Source organism: Flavobacterium sp. (assembly GCF_965277525.1).
Classification (GTDB): Bacteria; Bacteroidota; Bacteroidia; order Flavobacteriales; family Flavobacteriaceae; genus Flavobacterium.
Genome location: NZ_CBDIDC010000003.1, coordinates 138,500 through 154,483, shown reverse-complemented (window position 1 = coordinate 154,483; position 15,984 = coordinate 138,500). Strand labels below are relative to the sequence as shown.

General features: G+C 35.1%; 16 protein-coding genes. 9 read left to right on the top strand and 7 right to left on the bottom strand.

The features are described 5' to 3' along the window. Positions 1 to 3 precede the first annotated feature (3 nt). Positions 4 to 1,329, bottom strand: coding sequence for a serine hydrolase domain-containing protein (locus tag ACQY44_RS07335; protein WP_428229746.1), 1,326 nt, complete (start codon positions 1,327 to 1,329; stop codon positions 4 to 6). Between the two features lie 262 nt (positions 1,330 to 1,591). Here ACQY44_RS07335 and ACQY44_RS07330 point away from each other — a divergent pair, with 262 nt between their 5' ends. From ACQY44_RS07330 to ACQY44_RS07295, 8 genes are all read left to right on the top strand, one after another. Then, a complete protein-coding gene (locus tag ACQY44_RS07330; RefSeq protein ID WP_428229745.1) occupies positions 1,592 to 2,092 on the top strand; it encodes a tetratricopeptide repeat protein in 501 nt (166 codons plus the stop codon). Positions 2,093 to 2,223: 131 nt separating this feature from the next. Further along, positions 2,224 to 3,183 (top strand): ion channel, encoded by a 960-nt coding sequence (locus ACQY44_RS07325; protein WP_428229744.1) that lies wholly within the window; start codon positions 2,224 to 2,226, stop codon positions 3,181 to 3,183. 74 nt (positions 3,184 to 3,257) lie between these two features. Continuing rightward, a complete protein-coding gene (locus tag ACQY44_RS07320) occupies positions 3,258 to 4,157 on the top strand; it encodes a MerR family transcriptional regulator (protein ID WP_428229743.1) in 900 nt (299 codons plus the stop codon). Between the two features lie 39 nt (positions 4,158 to 4,196). Continuing rightward, positions 4,197 to 5,663, top strand: coding sequence for a phytoene desaturase family protein (locus tag ACQY44_RS07315; RefSeq protein WP_428229742.1), 1,467 nt, complete (start codon positions 4,197 to 4,199; stop codon positions 5,661 to 5,663). Between the two features lie 3 nt (positions 5,664 to 5,666). Continuing rightward, positions 5,667 to 6,506, top strand: coding sequence for a phytoene/squalene synthase family protein (locus tag ACQY44_RS07310; protein WP_428229741.1), 840 nt, complete (start codon positions 5,667 to 5,669; stop codon positions 6,504 to 6,506). Positions 6,507 to 6,663: 157 nt separating this feature from the next. Further along, a complete protein-coding gene (locus ACQY44_RS07305) occupies positions 6,664 to 7,104 on the top strand; it encodes a sterol desaturase family protein (RefSeq protein WP_428229740.1) in 441 nt (146 codons plus the stop codon). Positions 7,105 to 7,245: 141 nt separating this feature from the next. Then, entirely contained in the window at positions 7,246 to 7,710 is a 465-nt protein-coding gene (locus ACQY44_RS07300; RefSeq protein ID WP_428229739.1) for an SRPBCC family protein, read from the top strand. Between the two features lie 111 nt (positions 7,711 to 7,821). Beyond that, positions 7,822 to 9,117 (top strand): cryptochrome/photolyase family protein, encoded by a 1,296-nt coding sequence (locus tag ACQY44_RS07295; protein ID WP_428229738.1) that lies wholly within the window; start codon positions 7,822 to 7,824, stop codon positions 9,115 to 9,117. A gap of 300 nt (positions 9,118 to 9,417) precedes the next feature. Here ACQY44_RS07295 and ACQY44_RS07290 read toward each other — a convergent pair whose 3' ends face one another. The 4 genes from ACQY44_RS07290 to ACQY44_RS07275 are packed head-to-tail and all read right to left on the bottom strand — an operon-like array spanning position 9,418 to position 13,530. After that, positions 9,418 to 10,836, bottom strand: a complete 1,419-nt coding sequence (locus ACQY44_RS07290; RefSeq protein WP_428229737.1) for an SDR family oxidoreductase — start codon at positions 10,834 to 10,836, stop codon at positions 9,418 to 9,420. A gap of 6 nt (positions 10,837 to 10,842) precedes the next feature. Then, positions 10,843 to 11,526 (bottom strand): SDR family NAD(P)-dependent oxidoreductase, encoded by a 684-nt coding sequence (locus tag ACQY44_RS07285; RefSeq protein ID WP_428229736.1) that lies wholly within the window; start codon positions 11,524 to 11,526, stop codon positions 10,843 to 10,845. A gap of 40 nt (positions 11,527 to 11,566) precedes the next feature. Then, positions 11,567 to 12,871 (bottom strand): ABC1 kinase family protein, encoded by a 1,305-nt coding sequence (locus ACQY44_RS07280; protein WP_428229735.1) that lies wholly within the window; start codon positions 12,869 to 12,871, stop codon positions 11,567 to 11,569. Continuing rightward, positions 12,871 to 13,530 carry a TetR family transcriptional regulator C-terminal domain-containing protein gene (locus tag ACQY44_RS07275; RefSeq protein ID WP_428229734.1) on the bottom strand — a complete coding sequence of 220 codons (660 nt, stop codon included), beginning with the start codon at positions 13,528 to 13,530 and terminating at the stop codon, positions 12,871 to 12,873. The genes ACQY44_RS07280 and ACQY44_RS07275 overlap by 1 nt, the downstream gene beginning before the upstream one ends. A gap of 98 nt (positions 13,531 to 13,628) precedes the next feature. Here ACQY44_RS07275 and ACQY44_RS07270 point away from each other — a divergent pair, with 98 nt between their 5' ends. Then, positions 13,629 to 14,540 (top strand): TIGR01777 family oxidoreductase, encoded by a 912-nt coding sequence (locus tag ACQY44_RS07270; protein ID WP_428229733.1) that lies wholly within the window; start codon positions 13,629 to 13,631, stop codon positions 14,538 to 14,540. 3 nt (positions 14,541 to 14,543) lie between these two features. Here ACQY44_RS07270 and ACQY44_RS07265 read toward each other — a convergent pair whose 3' ends face one another. Both ACQY44_RS07265 and ACQY44_RS07260 read right to left on the bottom strand, forming a co-directional pair. Beyond that, a complete protein-coding gene (locus ACQY44_RS07265) occupies positions 14,544 to 15,113 on the bottom strand; it encodes a YceI family protein (RefSeq protein ID WP_428229732.1) in 570 nt (189 codons plus the stop codon). A 467-nt stretch (positions 15,114 to 15,580) separates the two neighbouring features. After that, a complete protein-coding gene (locus ACQY44_RS07260; RefSeq protein ID WP_428229731.1) occupies positions 15,581 to 15,976 on the bottom strand; it encodes a VOC family protein in 396 nt (131 codons plus the stop codon). Between the last annotated feature and the right edge of the window lie 8 nt (positions 15,977 to 15,984).

Below are 15,984 nucleotides of genomic sequence, written 5' to 3'. Positions count from 1 at the left end.
TTTTTATTTACTGCTCAACAAAAATTTTGCAACAGCATCATAGGCTGGTAAAGAATAAGGATCATTTGCAGCATTACTCGCTACAGGATTAGATGCAAAACGCACAATTACCATATCTGCCTTTGGATCTACATAAATAACCTGACCATGTACTCCACGAGCACAAAACGCTCCGTGATCGTTATTGGTAATCCACCACATATCTCTGTAACTCCAACCTTTTAAAAGAGTATAATCGGCTTTAGCAAATGCTTTTTTACTTCCTCCTTTTCTAATATCATCAATGGCTGATTTAGGAATAATTTGCTCCCCGCCTGCTTTACCATTACTTAAAATCAACTGACCGAAACGAGCCATATCTCTTAACCCCAGATTAAGCCCACCTCCGGCAAAAGGCGTCCCAATTGCATCTACCGAATAATAGCAATCTTGTTCTGTACCTAGTTTCTTCCATATTTTTTCAGATAAAACCTCTGCTATTGTTTTTCCGGTAACCCTGGCTATGATCCATCCTAAAACATCTGAATTAACCGTTTTATAACCAAAACTTTCTCCATGCGTTCCATTTTTCTTCACTGTAGGAAGATATTCATAGTAGGTTTTCGGACCGTCATAATCTTTAGGTTTTGGTAGCGGATTACCTGCCGCCGAAAATTTCCATATTTCAGCATTGGGATCTGCGTAATCCTCACTAAACTGCAAAGCCGTTGTCATGTCCATTACCTGTCTCACGGTAGCGTCTCCAAATGCAGAATTTTTAAGTTCAGGAATATAATGTGCAACCGTTTTTGTCGTATCGATTAAACCTTCTTTGACCAGCATTATCCCCAAAGTTCCTGTAAAAGATTTTGTAATTGACATTGCTGCATGCTGTCCATCAACCTTTAAGGCTCCAAAGTATTTTTCGTATACAATTTTGCCGTGGTGCATAACAATTACACCATCTGCGTAGACTTTTTGCAAAGACTCCTCCCAGGTAATGGCTTTTGTTTCGCCCAGAGGCACGAACTTAACTTTATCAATATCATTTTTAGTATTTGTGGTCAGAGGACTTGAAATACCTAAACCACGAGAAACATTTACAGTTGGCATAAACTGACGCATATGCGCCACACTCCATCTCAAAGCAGGAAATTGAAAAAAACTTCCATCCTCAAAACGAGGAATACGATTGGCAGGTGGCGGAGAACCCTTCATCCAACCCATCTTTACAGGATCACTTTGTTCAGCATCTAAATATTTTGTTTTTTCCTGAGCATTAGTCTTATTGCCAAACAAGAAAATCAAACAGAAAAAAAATAATTGAGAAAAAAAATAGACTTGTTTCATATTATCTTAATTTATATTAATCAGTAATAGGAGATCAAATTTGAGAAACTTACCTTTCTGAATGCAAAGTTTTGGTAAAAAATATAAGAATTTAGCTAATTTACGAACTTAATTCTGAATACCTTCTTAATAACAAAAAAATAATTTAGTCGAAGTACAAAAAAATAATAGTAATTTCATAAAAGAACTTCTCTTACAAAACAAAACTTTACTAAATTCGTTTTATAATTAATCACCTACTAACCTAATCCCAAATTGGTTTATGAAACATGTATTACTATTATCATTTATTATGATGACTTGCTCTATCTGGGCACAATCTGCAACAGGCTATTTTGACAAGGCCATGAAAAAAGCAGAATCCGGCAATACCAAAGGCGCAATTGCCGATTATACAAAGGCCATTAGCATGGATTCTAAATTTGTAGAAGCGTATCAGAATCGTGGTGTTGCAAAACTAAAACTTAATGATCTAAAAGGAGCCCTTGCTGATTTTAGCAAGACAATCGAATTAGACAGCATGAATGCTGATGCTTTTACAGGAAGAGCGAATGTGAACTACAAACTAAACAATTTTAATGAAACTGTCGACGATTGTACATCATCCATTGGTTTAAATCCTAAAGATTATATTGCTTATAACTTACGGGCTTTGGCTTATAACAAACTGGGCGACAAAAAAAATGCCTGCAAAGATTTCTCTAAAGCAATAGAATTAGGCAGTCAGAGTGCCATAAAGAACAAGGCTAATTTTTGTAAATAAAACGAAATCAAAATTTTCAATACCGAAGCAATCCGTAAATACATTTTTACAGATTGCTTTTTTTATTGGAAAAATGTGAAGCAATTTCATTTCAAACTTATTCTTACATTTGTTCTTTAAACCAAATTTTAATGGCACTTCTAAAAAAGATAAATCATAGAGCACAAACAGATAAAAATTCAGGTTTTGGAGCCAATGCAAACAGTTATGGAGGAAGATTTGTAAACAAAGACGGAACTCCTAACATCGAAAAAAGAGGAATGCATTTGTTTCGTCGTATTAGTTGGTACCACACGATGATTGATCTCCCAAACTGGAAATTCATGTCGATATTGTTTGCTTTTTATATTGCAATGAATTTTATTTTTGCAGTAGTTTATTACGCCATAGGGATTGAACATCTTGACGGAATCGAACAATCGCAAAGCACATTGACACAATTTGGTCAGGCCTACTTTTTCAGCGCACAAACTTTTACTACTGTGGGTTACGGACACATTAGTCCAACCGGTTTTTTGACTAGTGCCTTATCAGCCGCAGAAGCTTTAATCGGTTTATTAAGTTTTGCTATTGCAACAGGTTTATTTTTTGGAAGATTTAGCAAGCCCACTGCCTATTTAAAATTCGCAGATAATGCATTGATTTCACCTTACGGAGAAAACAGTGCATTAATGATACGTCTGGTACCTTTTAAAAACACCAATTTTACAGATGCAACAGCAAAAGTCACACTTGCATTGAGTTTCGAAGAAAATGGCATACAAACCAATAAATTTTATAACCTAAAACTCGAATTGGATCATATAAATGCGCTCTCACTAAGTTGGACATTGGTACATCCTATTACAGAAGAAAGTCCTTTATTTAATTTTTCAGAAGAAGATTTCAAAAGAGCCCAGGGAGAAATACTAGTTTTCATCACCACTTTTGACAATATGTTTAGCAACACCGTTGCTGCAAGAAGCTCTTATACTTTTAATGAAATCATTTATGGAGCAAAATTTGAAACCATGTACAACCGAAGTCAGGATAGTTCTAAAACGGTCCTGCATTTAGACAAATTAAACCATTACGAGTTAGTAAACCTCTAGAAATCTATCATTTTATACAAGTTATCAAGGTATTTTCAGATTTTATTCTATTTTTGTTTACCAAATAACCAGTAATGATAAACAATATTAAGACTGTTTTCAGCATAAAAGATCTCGAAAACTTATCAGGAATAAAAGCACACACCATTCGTATCTGGGAAAAAAGATACAACATCTTAGAACCGATGCGGACTGACACCAACATCCGACTTTATAATTTACAAAATTTACAGAAGCTTTTAAACATTACTTTATTACACGAATACGGTTATAAAATCTCTAAAATAGCAACTTATTCTGAAGAAAAAATTCCACAATTAGTTCGTGAAATCATTTCCAAGAAAAATTCTCAGAATTACGCCATAACTTCATTCAAAATGGCCATGATGAATTTTGACCAGGAAATATTCTTCAATACTTTTGATTGGCTGATTTCTGAAAAGTCATTCAAAGAAGTTTTCAAAGATCATTTTCTTCCATTATTAAAAGAACTGGGGTTGCTATGGCAGTCTGAAACGATAACTCCTGCAAATGAGCATTTCATGAGCCATTTGATCAAACAAAAAATATTAATTTATACAGAAAGTCTTCAAATATTAAAACCCAGTAAAACCAATAAAATTTTTGTGCTTTCGTTGCCTTTAAATGAAATTCACCAGATAGGTCTCTTATACCTGCAATATGAAATTTTATCCAAAGGATATAAAACCATTTACCTTGGCGAAAGCATGCCAATCGAAAATTTACAGGATTTAACCAAACATTTCGAAAATATTACGTTTGTATCATTTATGACCGTTCAGCCTGATCGTGGCGTTATCAATCAGTACGTAAAATCGATGGGGCAAAAACTACTTCAAAAAAACAATGAGATTTGGCTTATGGGAAATATGGTGGAACATATTGACCAAAAAGCACTACCGGAGCGAATAACAATTTTCGATTCTATCGAAGAAACAATTAGCATGCTATAACCTATTTTTGTTTAAAGTTTTTGTACATTTGTTAAACAAATGAAAAAAACAATAGCAATTATAGGATCAGGCTTCTCCGCTTTAGCCGCTTCATGTTACCTCGCACAACAAGGAAACAAGGTGACTATTTACGAAAAAAATGATACTATTGGAGGGAGAGCAAGACAACTCAAAAAAGACGGCTTTACTTTCGACATGGGACCAAGCTGGTATTGGATGCCTGATGTCTTTGAGCGCTTCTTTCAGGATTTTAATAAAAAGACAACAGATTATTACGAACTTATAAAACTAAATCCTGCTTATCGGGTTTATTTTGGAGTAGATGATTTTATCAATATCTACGATAATCTCGAAGAAATAAAAGCCACTTTTGAATCTATTGAAAAAGGAAGTGGTCAAAAACTGGAAACTTTCATCAGGCACGCCAAAAGCAATTATGACATTGCGATTAAAGATTTGGTATACCGCCCGGGAGTTTCTCCGCTTGAATTAATTACACCGGAGACGACTTTAAAGCTCAATCAGTTTTTTAGTACCGTAAGTAATGACATTCATAAGAAATTTAAAAACGAAAGGCTGATTCAGATTCTGGAGTTTCCGGTATTGTTTTTAGGAGCAAAACCGACTAAAACACCTTCTTTTTATAATTTTATGAATTATGCTGATTTTGGCTTAGGAACCTGGCATCCAAAAACCGGAATGTTCGATGTGGTTCGCGGCATCCAAAAACTGGCTTTGGAACTTGGGGTTTCGATCGAAACCAATTCTTCTATAGACAAAATAATAGTCGAGGATAAAACGGCAACTGCAATTGTCATTAACGGAAAAACGATACCGGCAGACATTATCTTAAGCGGAGCCGATTATCATCATACTGAAACCTTATTAGAGAAAGAACATCGCGTTTATTCTGAGGAATATTGGGAAAGCCGGGTTTTTGCCCCATCGTCGCTTTTGTTTTTTGTTGGTTTTGATAAGAAAATAGCAAACATTTCGCATCACGCTTTATTTTTTGATGTCGATTTTAATCAGCACGCCATTGATATTTATGATGAACCCAAATGGCCTGATGCACCTTTGTTCTACGCCAATTTCCCTTCAAAAACAGATCTTACGGCAGCACCTGAAGGAATGGAAAGCGGATTCTTTTTAATCCCATTAGCACCCGGAATACATGACAATGAAGCACTTAGAGAAGAATATTTCGAAAAAATCATTACTCGTTTTGAGCAACTTACACAACAAAAGATTAAAAATAATATTATCTTTAAGAGATCATTTTGTAAAAACGACTTTGTAGCCGACTATAATGCCTACAAAGGAAATGCTTACGGAATGGCGAATACATTATTGCAAACGGCTTTCTTACGACCAAAACTAAAAAGTAAAAGAGTTCGTAATCTCTATTTTACAGGGCAATTAACCGTTCCTGGCCCAGGTGTTCCGCCTGCTTTAATTTCAGGAAAACTAGTAGCCGAGTTAATTCAAAAATCTTTTAGATCTTAAAAAATGAAATCACTATTCGACACCGTTTCTTTCAAATGTAGCAAGTTGGTCACCCAAAACTACAGTACCTCATTTTCGCTGGCGGTAAAAATGTTATCACCAAGCATTCGCGAAGCGATTTACAGCATTTACGGATTCGTTCGTTTTGCCGATGAAATTGTCGATTCATTTCATGAGTACGACAAAGAAAACCTGATCAATGATTTCGAAAAAGAATATTACAAAGCCATTGCGTCTGGAATAAGCCTGAACCCGATTCTTAACTCCTTTCAGCATACCGTAAAAGAATACAATATTACCGACGATCTCGTTCAGGCTTTTCTTAAAAGCATGAAACTTGACCTTATCAAATCAATATACAATTCACAAACCGAATATGAAGATTACATTTATGGTTCAGCTGATGTTGTGGGTTTAATGTGCCTGAAAGTTTTTGTAAAAGGAAACGATCAGAAATACTTACAACTCAAAAATGAAGCCATGCGATTAGGATCAGCTTTTCAGAAAGTGAATTTCCTGAGGGATTTAAAAGACGACAACTTAGTTTTAAACCGAAATTATTTCCCGGGAATCGATTTGAATTCTTTCGACGAAAATGCAAAAACTACCATCATCAACGAAATCGAGGAAGACTTTAGAATTGCCTATCAGGGAATTGTAAAACTACCCATTGAAGCACAATTTGGCGTTTATACCGCTTATATCTATTACAAAAAACTGCTGACAAAACTAAAAAACACACCGTATTACGAGATTGGAAGCTCAAGAATCAGAGTGTCAAATTATACCAAAGCGGGACTTTTAGCACAATCTTTTGTAACTTACAAACTGAAACTGGTTTAGTTTTTTGTCATTTCGATGCAGGAGAAATCACACAGGAAACTCCTTAAAGAAAATCGTCAATCGTTGTCGAATTACGAATGTGATTTCTCCTTCGTCGAAATGACAAGATTGAAAACAAATAATAATAATAATAATTCAACAATTCAAAACATAAAAAATGATTTCTTTTTTAATCTTTTTAGGCGTTTTTCTCTTCATGGAATGTGTTACCTGGCTCACGCACAAATACATCATGCACGGATTGATGTGGTATTTTCACGCTGATCATCACCAGCCTAAATACGAAGATACTTTTGAACGCAACGACATTTTCTTTGTCATCTTTGCCATTCCCAGTATTATTCTTTTTTATTTTGGCGTTCAGGGCGGATTCAATTATCTGTTTTTCATAGCTTGCGGAGTAACTACTTATGGTGCTTGTTACTTTTTAATTCACGATGTTTTAATCCATCAGCGCTTTAAATGGTTCAAAAACACCAAAAACAAATACCTGATTGGTCTTAGAAAAGCGCATAAAATACACCATAAACATTTAGGAAAAGAACACGGAGAATGTTTTGGGATGTTATTCGTTCCTTTCAAATATTATAAAATGTAGCGTCATTTGGGCGTTACCCAAGGGTCGGGCTTTCTGTTCCCGCTTTTTTGTATCAGGCAAAAAAAAGCCTGACACAAAAAGAGCTCCACTTCAATCCCTAACGCTCACGTATTTCAAGAACCATCTGTAATAATCGATTTTATGAAAGTATATAAACTAGAAACTGTACAACATTTAAACGCCAGTATCGAAGAATGTTGGGGCTTTTTTTCGAGTCCACAAAACCTGGAAGCGATAACACCTGACGATATGAGTTTCGTGATTCAGGATTTCGATGGTAAACAAATGTATCCCGGACAAGTGATAACCTATACTTTAAAGCCACTTTTAGGAATCAAAATCAACTGGATGACGATCATAACAGTTTCCGAAGAAAATAAATATTTTGTAGACGAGCAACGTTTTGGTCCCTATGCATTATGGCATCACAAACACTTTTTTGAACCCACAGAAAACGGTACAAAAATGACCGATGTTGTACATTATGCTTTGCCTTTTGGTTTCTTAGGCCAATTAGCAAATACAATAATGGTCAGGAATAAGCTGAAATCAATCTTTGAATATCGCCACAACAAAATCGAAAAATTATTCAATTCAAAAGTATAATTACTCTAAAAATATCTTTGCCACAGATTATAATGATTCAAATGATTTTTTTAATCCGTGTTAATCTGTGAAAGCTGTGGCAAGAAAAAACACAAAGCAGCACCCTTTATAATGACAAAACAAAAAGTTACTTTTTTCTGGTTTCGACGTGATTTACGTCTGGATGATAATATCGGATTATTCAATGCCTTGCAATCTGATTTCCCTGTAATTCCGTTGTTTATTTTTGACGAAGATATTTTAGAAAATCTTCCTGAAAATGATGCCAGAGTTAGCTTTATTTATGATTCACTTCAACAAATAAATGAAGACCTTAAAACAATTGATTCAACTCTTTTAATCAAAAAAGGAAAAACTTTTGAGGTTTGGAAATCACTTATCGAAGAATATGACATTCAGCAAATTTTCTTTAATAAAGATTACGAACCTTATGCGATAAAACGTGATTTAACGATTTCAGCTTTATTAAAAGAAAATAAAACTGAATCCTTTTCATTTAAAGATCACGTAATTTTTGAAGAAAAAGAAATCACCAAAGCAGACGGACTGCCTTATACAATTTACACGCCGTATAAAAACAAATGGCTTGAGAGGTATCATCTTTCAGGGCAAGCTTTGGAATATGATACAAAACCTTTATTTACCAATTTTGCTAAAAACGAATTCGCCTTTCCTGAATTATCCCAAATTGGTTTTGAAAGAAGCACGATAAAAGTAGTTCCGCACAACTTAACCCAGATTGGGAATTATAAAGAAATCCGGGATTTTCCAGCTTTAGATGGCACTTCTTATCTTTCGCCACATTTACGTTTCGGAACCGTTAGTATCCGTAAACTAGTCAATTGGGCGAATAAGAAAAACCAAACTTTTTTGAGTGAATTGATCTGGAGAGAATTTTTTATGCAAATTCTGTTTAGCTTTCCCAATTGTGTCAATCACAATTTCAAATCGGCTTATGATGGCATTCAATGGCGAAATAATGAAGACGATTTCAAACGCTGGTGTTCCGGAACTACCGGATATCCAATGGTCGATGCCGGAATGCGTCAACTGAATGAAACCGGCTATATGCACAATCGCGTTCGTATGGTGGTCGCCAGTTTTTTATGCAAACATTTATTGATCAACTGGCAGTGGGGCGAAGCTTATTTTGCCGAAAAATTACTGGATTTTGAGTTGGCCTCTAACGTTGGCAACTGGCAATGGGCAGCAGGAACAGGTTGCGATGCAGCGCCATATTTCAGGGTTTTTAATCCGGAAATTCAACAAAAGAAATTCGACGAAAAAGGCATCTACATCCGCAAATGGATTCCTGAATTTGATTTTGGCTATAATGAACCAATGGTGGATCACGCCTTTGCGAGAGATAGGGCGATTGCCACTTATAAAGAGGGCATAATTAGATAGTTTTTTCAGGTTTCAGGTTTAAATCAAACGTAATCTTGTCATTTCAACCAAAGAGAGAAATCAGCTCCAGTGCTCGCCAACAATGCGTTCTGAGCGTGTGTGATTTCTCCCTTAGGTCGAAATGACAAAATACAGAAAACCATTATCAAAAATTTGAAATCTAGAAAAGTCCTTATAAAACCTAAAGCCCTGGCCCTGATAGAAGCGGTATCCTTTTGCCTGCTCCTTTAACAAGAAAAAGATACAAGCGGATAACAGGACACGAGCGATAGCGAATGACGCAGCAAATAGCTCCTAAAACTACTTAATCAGTTTATTAAGCATCCCGTTGAAAATAAAACCATGAAAAGGCAAAACAGAATACCAATATAATTTTCCTACTATACCATTAGGTTTAAAAGTGGCAGCCTGATACAACGTATTGTGTATAATTTTGAATTCGAGCCAGGCTTCACCGGGAAGTTTCATTTCGGCATATAAGATCAGTTTTCCTTCTTGTTTATTGGCATACAAAACACGCCAAAAATCTAAGGCATCTCCGGAATGAATATCGTGTTTATTGGTTCGGCCACGGCGCAAACCAACTCCACCAAAAAGCTTATCGATAAAACCTCGCAAACTCCAGAGCCAGTCGCCGTAGTACCAACCTGTCTCGCCGCCTATGGACCAAATTCTATCGATTGTATAATCACGATTTTCGATTTGTTTTTTTCTTCGGTCGATATAACAGTCTTTCTTAGGAACCTTGAGATGTTCTGAAATATTGCGGCTAAAACGACCACTCACCAGAGAATCTTTCCAGCTTGAAGCTACTCTATCTTCTTCGACTTTGAGCAAAGCTCTCGAAAGTGCTTGTTTATAAGTCATGGGGTTCACGTGCAGAAGCTCATTAATACGATGATCCTTGCAAATCACTTCGACTTTCATACTGCTGACCAAAGCTGATGCTAATTTATAAGAGGTTGAGGTCACAAAATACAACCAATACGATGATAATTTAGGCGTCATAACCGGAACGGTAAAAATATAACGTTTAAGCTTTTTTGCTTCGGCGAAAGCCAATAACATCTCTTTGTAGGTTAAAATATCCGGACCGCCAATATCAAAGCTTTGACTGTAAGTTTCTGGATTTAAAAGGGATTTTGACAGAAATTCCAAAACATCAGTAATTGCAATAGGCTGGCATCTTGTATTGAGCCATTTGGGTGTGATCATCACTGGAAGTTTATTGACCAGATCCCTTATAATTTCGAAAGAAGCACTCCCCGATCCCACTATAATTCCTGCTCTTAAAGTAGTCAAAGGTACTTTTGCTTTGGCTAAAATACTTTCGACATTTTTGCGTGACGCCAAATGTTTCGAAAGGGATTTATCATTTACTATTCCGCTTAAGTAGAGGATTTGTTGCGCCTGACTCTGATTTATTCTTTCAACAAAATTAGTCGCCGAAATACTTTCTAATTCATCATAATTGGTATCAGAACCTGACATGGAATGGATGAGGTAAAAAGCAGCATCGATATCAGTCGGAATGGCATTTAAAGTCTCTTTTTCGAGAAAATCGACTTCAATGACGTGTATTTTTTCTACAAAATCTTCGGATATGTAAAATCTATTTTTATCTCTTACGCAGCAAATTACCTGATGACCCTGCTCTACTAAAATGGGTAAAAGACGTTTACCAATATAACCTGTTGCGCCTGTTAAGAGAATTTTCATGATTGTTTAGATTTTAAAAGTCACCAAACCATAATCCATTTCGAAAATTTGACCTGAAATGGAATTCGCTTTTTCAGAAATAAGGAAGTCCACCATATTGGCGACTTCGTCCGCTTTTAAGTAACTTTTCATAGGATGGCGTTCGATCATGTTTTCTTTCATGCGATCGTTTCGCAAAATAGAAGCCGAAAGCGGAGTTTCTGTAATTGTGGGCGCAATGGCATTGACACGAATTACAGTTGCCAACTCGGCTCCGAGCGATTTTGTCAAACCTTCGACCCCAGCCTTTGCAGTTGCAATACTGGCATGAAAAGGCATTCCTAATTTTACGGCAACGGTACTAAATAAAACAATCGAAGGCTCGTCTCCTCTTTTTAAAACAGGCAAGTACTTTTGAATTGTTTTTACGGCACCAATCACATTGATTTCGAAATCGTTTCTAAAATCATCCACACTTAAATTCGAAATGGGTTTAAGGGTAATCGATCCGGGGCAATAAACTAAAGCATCAATTTCTACAATATCCGGAAGTTCATCCTTTAAAACATCTAACTCAAAATGCGTTAGATTAGGATGCGTAAGCTGTGGTGCGCTTCTACTAATATTAAACACACGATTTGACTCAAGCTGTTGCAACAAAATAGCACTTCCAATGCCTTTACTGCCTCCGATGATTACAATATTTCTCATTTTTTTGATGTGTATTAATCATCGGAATGATGATTTGTTTCTAATATTTTAGATAATTGGTAACCGCAATTTTCGCTTTTAAATCGAACATCAAATTATACAAACCAAAGAATGTTCTGTTCATGTAAATAAAATGTTTTGAACCACGATTTCCGTTCATTTTTTTTAGATTCGTATCATTAGAAAAACGCTCTCCTAATTTTGCAATACTTTCAAAGAAAGTTTCATCGGCAAAATCGAACGTTTCTTCCTGAAAAGGTTTTGTAAAAAGCGACAACAAATCATGAAACATCTCTGTAAAATATTCGATTTCTGCAGGGGAATCGTCCGGGCGAAGAATTTCTAATTCAAATAATTTTTGATTGAAAAGCGCTTTATCAGTAATTACATTTTTGTTGATTAATTCAAAATATGGTACATAAAACTCCTCCGGAATTATTTTCATACAACCGAAATCCAGTGCAATCAAACGGTTTTGATCGTCTACTAAAAAGTTTCCCGGATGCGGATCTGCATGTACTTTTCGCAACACATGAATTTGATACATATAGAAATCCCAAAGTGCCTGACCTAGTTTATCGCCAAATTCTTTATCTGTATTTATAGCCGTAAACTCAGAAAGATGAATTCCGGTCATCCAATCCATGGTGATGATTTTCTCTGACGAAAACTCCGGATAATATCCAGGGAAAAGTAAGTTTTCGATTTTATTACATGCCTCTACAACTTCCTGGCTTTGTTTTAACTCCAATAAATAATTGGTCTCTTCAATCAATTTATCTTCAACTTCTTTAAAATATTTATCAGAGTCTTTTCCCTGAAGATTAAACATTCTAATGGCAATAGGTTTTACCAAAGCGAGATCCGATGAAATGCTGTTTGCAACCCCGGGATATTGAATTTTAACGGCTAACTTTTTTCCGTCTTTCACCGCCAAATGTACCTGACCTATACTGGCTGCATTTACTGAATTGGCATTAAATTCGTCAAAAATTTCATAAGGTGTTTTTCCGAAATTCGTTTTGAAAGTTTTTAAAACCAGTGGAGCAGAAAGTGGCGGAACAGAAAACTGCGATAAAGAAAATTTCTCTACATACGCCTGAGGCAAGAAATTCTTGTCCATACTTAGCATCTGAGCTACTTTGAGTGCGCTCCCTTTCAGACTTTTTAATCCGTCGTAAATATCCTCTGCATTATTTTCGTTGAGTTTATCACGTGTCAAATCAGGATTCACCATTTTTTCGGCATAGTGCTTTACATAATTTACCCCAATCTTTGCACCGGTTTGTACCAATTTGCTGGCTCTTTCTATTTTGGATGTTGGTATATAATCGATTGTTTTCATTATTTGCTGTATATTTTTTCTTTGAAAAGAAATTTACCTAAATCTATAAGGTGATTTAAGGGCGCAACATTCATTAACTCAAATGAAGCATTAACTGATTTTTCGATAAAAATATCTGTTTTTTCAAAAGCCGCTGACGAATCATCTGCCCAGAATTTTATTGTTAACATTAATTGCAACCATGCAGATTCCTGAATTCCTTTCTCCTGAAACTTTTGTAGCTTTTCCAGCTCTAACCTGTAATCGTCAGTCAAAATTTCTGAAACATAATCTTTGAAACTATCTCGAAGCGTAGTAAGCTGTACCAAATTTTTCAACGGATTTCTATCGAATTTCAATGATTGTAAAACATAACTTCTGTTGGCTGTTAGCATCTCAAAGAAGGTGAAATAAAAACTCAGCATTTTGTTTTTCATATCATATTCCAGATAGTCTTTGTTTTTGTGTAATAAATCGATTGTATTGGCAAAAAACAATCTGAATATTTCTTTTTCCAAACCTTCTAATGTTCCAAAAAAAGCATAAAATTCAGCTTCTGTAAAATCATTTTCTTTTGCAAAATGATACACTGATTTTGGCTTTTCTCCTTTTTCCAAAACCTTATTCATATAGAGTGAAACGATATCTTCTTTACTGATTGTCTTGTTTTTAGCTACCATCTTATTAAAATTTTAAATTTGCATTAAAGGTAAGCAATGTTTAACTATCTTTACTTATCGTTAAACAGAATACGCTGTTAAATATATTATAAACTATCATGGCTAAAAATATTTTACTAACCGGAGGCACTGGATTCATAGGTAAACATCTTACGGATTTACTTATTGAAAGCGGCTTTTCAGTATCTGTATTGAGTCGGTCTGATAAAAAAAACACTCCCGCAATCAGCTATTACAAATGGGACTTAACCCGTAATTATATTGATGAAGAAGCCATACTAAGCGCAGATTACATCATTCATCTGGCAGGAGAAGGAATCGTAGAAAAAAGGTGGACCAAAAAACGTAAAAAAGATATTCTTGAAAGCCGCATAAAACCAATCGATCTTATTTTTTCTGTTTTAAAAAAAAACAATAAAACACTGGAAGGTTTTGTTTCGGCATCCGCTATTGGAATTTATGGCGCCATCACCAATGAACATATTTGCGATGAAAACACTCCTCCGGCAAATGACTTTCTGGGCATTACATGCCTGGAATGGGAAAGTGCCGTTGACAAAATTAATTCCTTAGGCATTAGAACTGTAAAAGTGAGAACCGGAATTGTTTTGGGTAAAGATGAAGGTTTCCTGAAAAAAATTGTTCCAAGCTTTAAAGCTGGTTTTGGCGCAATATTAGGAACAGGAAAACAATACGTACCCTGGATTCACATCGAAGATTTATGCCAGATTTATTTAAAAGCAATTGCAGACGAACAAATGCACGGTCCTTATAATTCCTGTGTTACAGACAATACAACAAATGCCAGTTTGTCTAAAGCCTTAGCCCATTTATTCGGGTATAAAATATGGTTGCCCAAAGCACCTGCCTTTATCCTTAAAATAGTTTTAGGCGAAATGAGCTTAGCTGTTTTAGAAGGCCAGAGGGTTTCATCTGAAAAAATAGAAAAAATGGGATTTGAATTTGAATTTACTGATTTAGAACGCGCACTTGCAAGTTGTTTAAACTAAAATTCATTTTAAGGTCAGATACATTAAATCATTTGTCCGAACGACTCCAATTAATTCTGTATTGGCCGTTTTTGAAATTTTAGAAGCTATTTCATTCGGAATTTGAATATTGAAGTCTGACACCAAAATTGGGAAATCAGAAACAATCTGAATTCCGTCACCCACTTTTTTGATCAAAGCATTCACTACAACTTCCTTAGATTTTCCGCGTAATACGAGCTTTCCCTTTATCTGGTATTCTTTTTCGATTTCAGTAATATCCTTTAAATCAAATTTTTCAATTTTTCCTTTAAAAATGGCTTTGGGATAACGACGGCTTTCCATATAATTTTCGTTAAAATGATCTTGCATCATATCTAATTTAAAACGAAAATTTTTGACAATTACAGTACAAATAAATGTACTTGTTCTAGGTTCCAAAACAATTGCAACCTGTCTGTTTACAGCTTTTATTTCTTCAAAAAAGGGTACAGAAGCTTCAAAATTAATTGTTCCTGTGTTGGTAAAAAATTTATCCTGACCAATAACAGAATACGCTGTAAAGAGCAAAATAAGTAAGGTAGTTTTTTTCATAATCGTCAATAATTAAACAATTATGTCAATCGATTTTTTATTTTAAGAAGAGAAAAACTGGACTTAATGAATGCGGGAAAAAATCGAATGGCAGTACTCCGTGAAAAATAGTAATCCAATCATTGTACTTAAAGTTACGAAAATATACAGCCTACAGATGTCATTTTTATGCTAAATATTTGTGAAATGTTTTTTGTTGTTGAGATGGGAGCTTATTTGTGAAATGTGATCTGTAAAAGGGATGATGTTGAAAAACGAGAAATGTTGTTCCTCTGGCACAAAAGAGAAATAAAAAGCCAACGCATAATCTTTACGTGATATTCCTGCGAATTAAATCCTGATCAAAAAGTTGTATATAAAAAACTAACGGATAATGCCGAAAGAATAGTCAGTCAGGAATTAAATTTTACCAGAAAAACCAAACAACAACGCTAAAAATTGTCACATAGAAATTACAAACATTATAACTATGCCTGAACCTCTGTACAAACCTCAATTAAAAAACCATCTAAATCTCTCACATAAGCCACTATTTGTCCCCATGGTTTTTGTGTTGGCTCTTTTACCAAAATTGCACCAAAAGAAGTTGCTTTTTGCACCAATTCGCCAACTTCGTCAGTAATAAATCCTAACTCAATTGCAAATGGCTTTTCTTCTAAATTACTTTCGATAAAACCATCTTTCAAATTTTGAGCGGCTAATTTCTTTGAAGCAAATGAAAGGGTTGTTTCTCCCGTACTCAATTCACCATAATCATTTTCAGGTGTTATAAATTTTCGTGAAAAACCAAATGCATTTTCATAAAACACTATTGACTTCTCTACATCTTCAACATATAAAATTGTATATCCCAGCTTTACCATATTTTTAC

Bases quoted from the DNA above. Each gene is read 5' to 3' on its own strand.
- ACQY44_RS07335 (WP_428229746.1), bottom strand. From the start codon at position 1,329: ATGAAACAAGTCTATTTTTTTTCTCAATTATTTTTTTTCTGTTTGATT.
- ACQY44_RS07330 (WP_428229745.1), top strand. From the start codon at position 1,592: ATGAAACATGTATTACTATTATCATTTATTATGATGACTTGCTCTATC.
- ACQY44_RS07325 (WP_428229744.1), top strand. From the start codon at position 2,224: ATGGCACTTCTAAAAAAGATAAATCATAGAGCACAAACAGATAAAAAT.
- ACQY44_RS07320 (WP_428229743.1), top strand. From the start codon at position 3,258: ATGATAAACAATATTAAGACTGTTTTCAGCATAAAAGATCTCGAAAAC.
- ACQY44_RS07315 (WP_428229742.1), top strand. From the start codon at position 4,197: ATGAAAAAAACAATAGCAATTATAGGATCAGGCTTCTCCGCTTTAGCC.
- ACQY44_RS07310 (WP_428229741.1), top strand. From the start codon at position 5,667: ATGAAATCACTATTCGACACCGTTTCTTTCAAATGTAGCAAGTTGGTC.
- ACQY44_RS07305 (WP_428229740.1), top strand. From the start codon at position 6,664: ATGATTTCTTTTTTAATCTTTTTAGGCGTTTTTCTCTTCATGGAATGT.
- ACQY44_RS07300 (WP_428229739.1), top strand. From the start codon at position 7,246: ATGAAAGTATATAAACTAGAAACTGTACAACATTTAAACGCCAGTATC.
- ACQY44_RS07295 (WP_428229738.1), top strand. From the start codon at position 7,822: ATGACAAAACAAAAAGTTACTTTTTTCTGGTTTCGACGTGATTTACGT.
- ACQY44_RS07290 (WP_428229737.1), bottom strand. From the start codon at position 10,836: ATGAAAATTCTCTTAACAGGCGCAACAGGTTATATTGGTAAACGTCTT.
- ACQY44_RS07285 (WP_428229736.1), bottom strand. From the start codon at position 11,526: ATGAGAAATATTGTAATCATCGGAGGCAGTAAAGGCATTGGAAGTGCT.
- ACQY44_RS07280 (WP_428229735.1), bottom strand. From the start codon at position 12,871: ATGAAAACAATCGATTATATACCAACATCCAAAATAGAAAGAGCCAGC.
- ACQY44_RS07275 (WP_428229734.1), bottom strand. From the start codon at position 13,530: ATGGTAGCTAAAAACAAGACAATCAGTAAAGAAGATATCGTTTCACTC.
- ACQY44_RS07270 (WP_428229733.1), top strand. From the start codon at position 13,629: ATGGCTAAAAATATTTTACTAACCGGAGGCACTGGATTCATAGGTAAA.
- ACQY44_RS07265 (WP_428229732.1), bottom strand. From the start codon at position 15,113: ATGAAAAAAACTACCTTACTTATTTTGCTCTTTACAGCGTATTCTGTT.
- ACQY44_RS07260 (WP_428229731.1), bottom strand. From the start codon at position 15,976: ATGGTAAAGCTGGGATATACAATTTTATATGTTGAAGATGTAGAGAAG.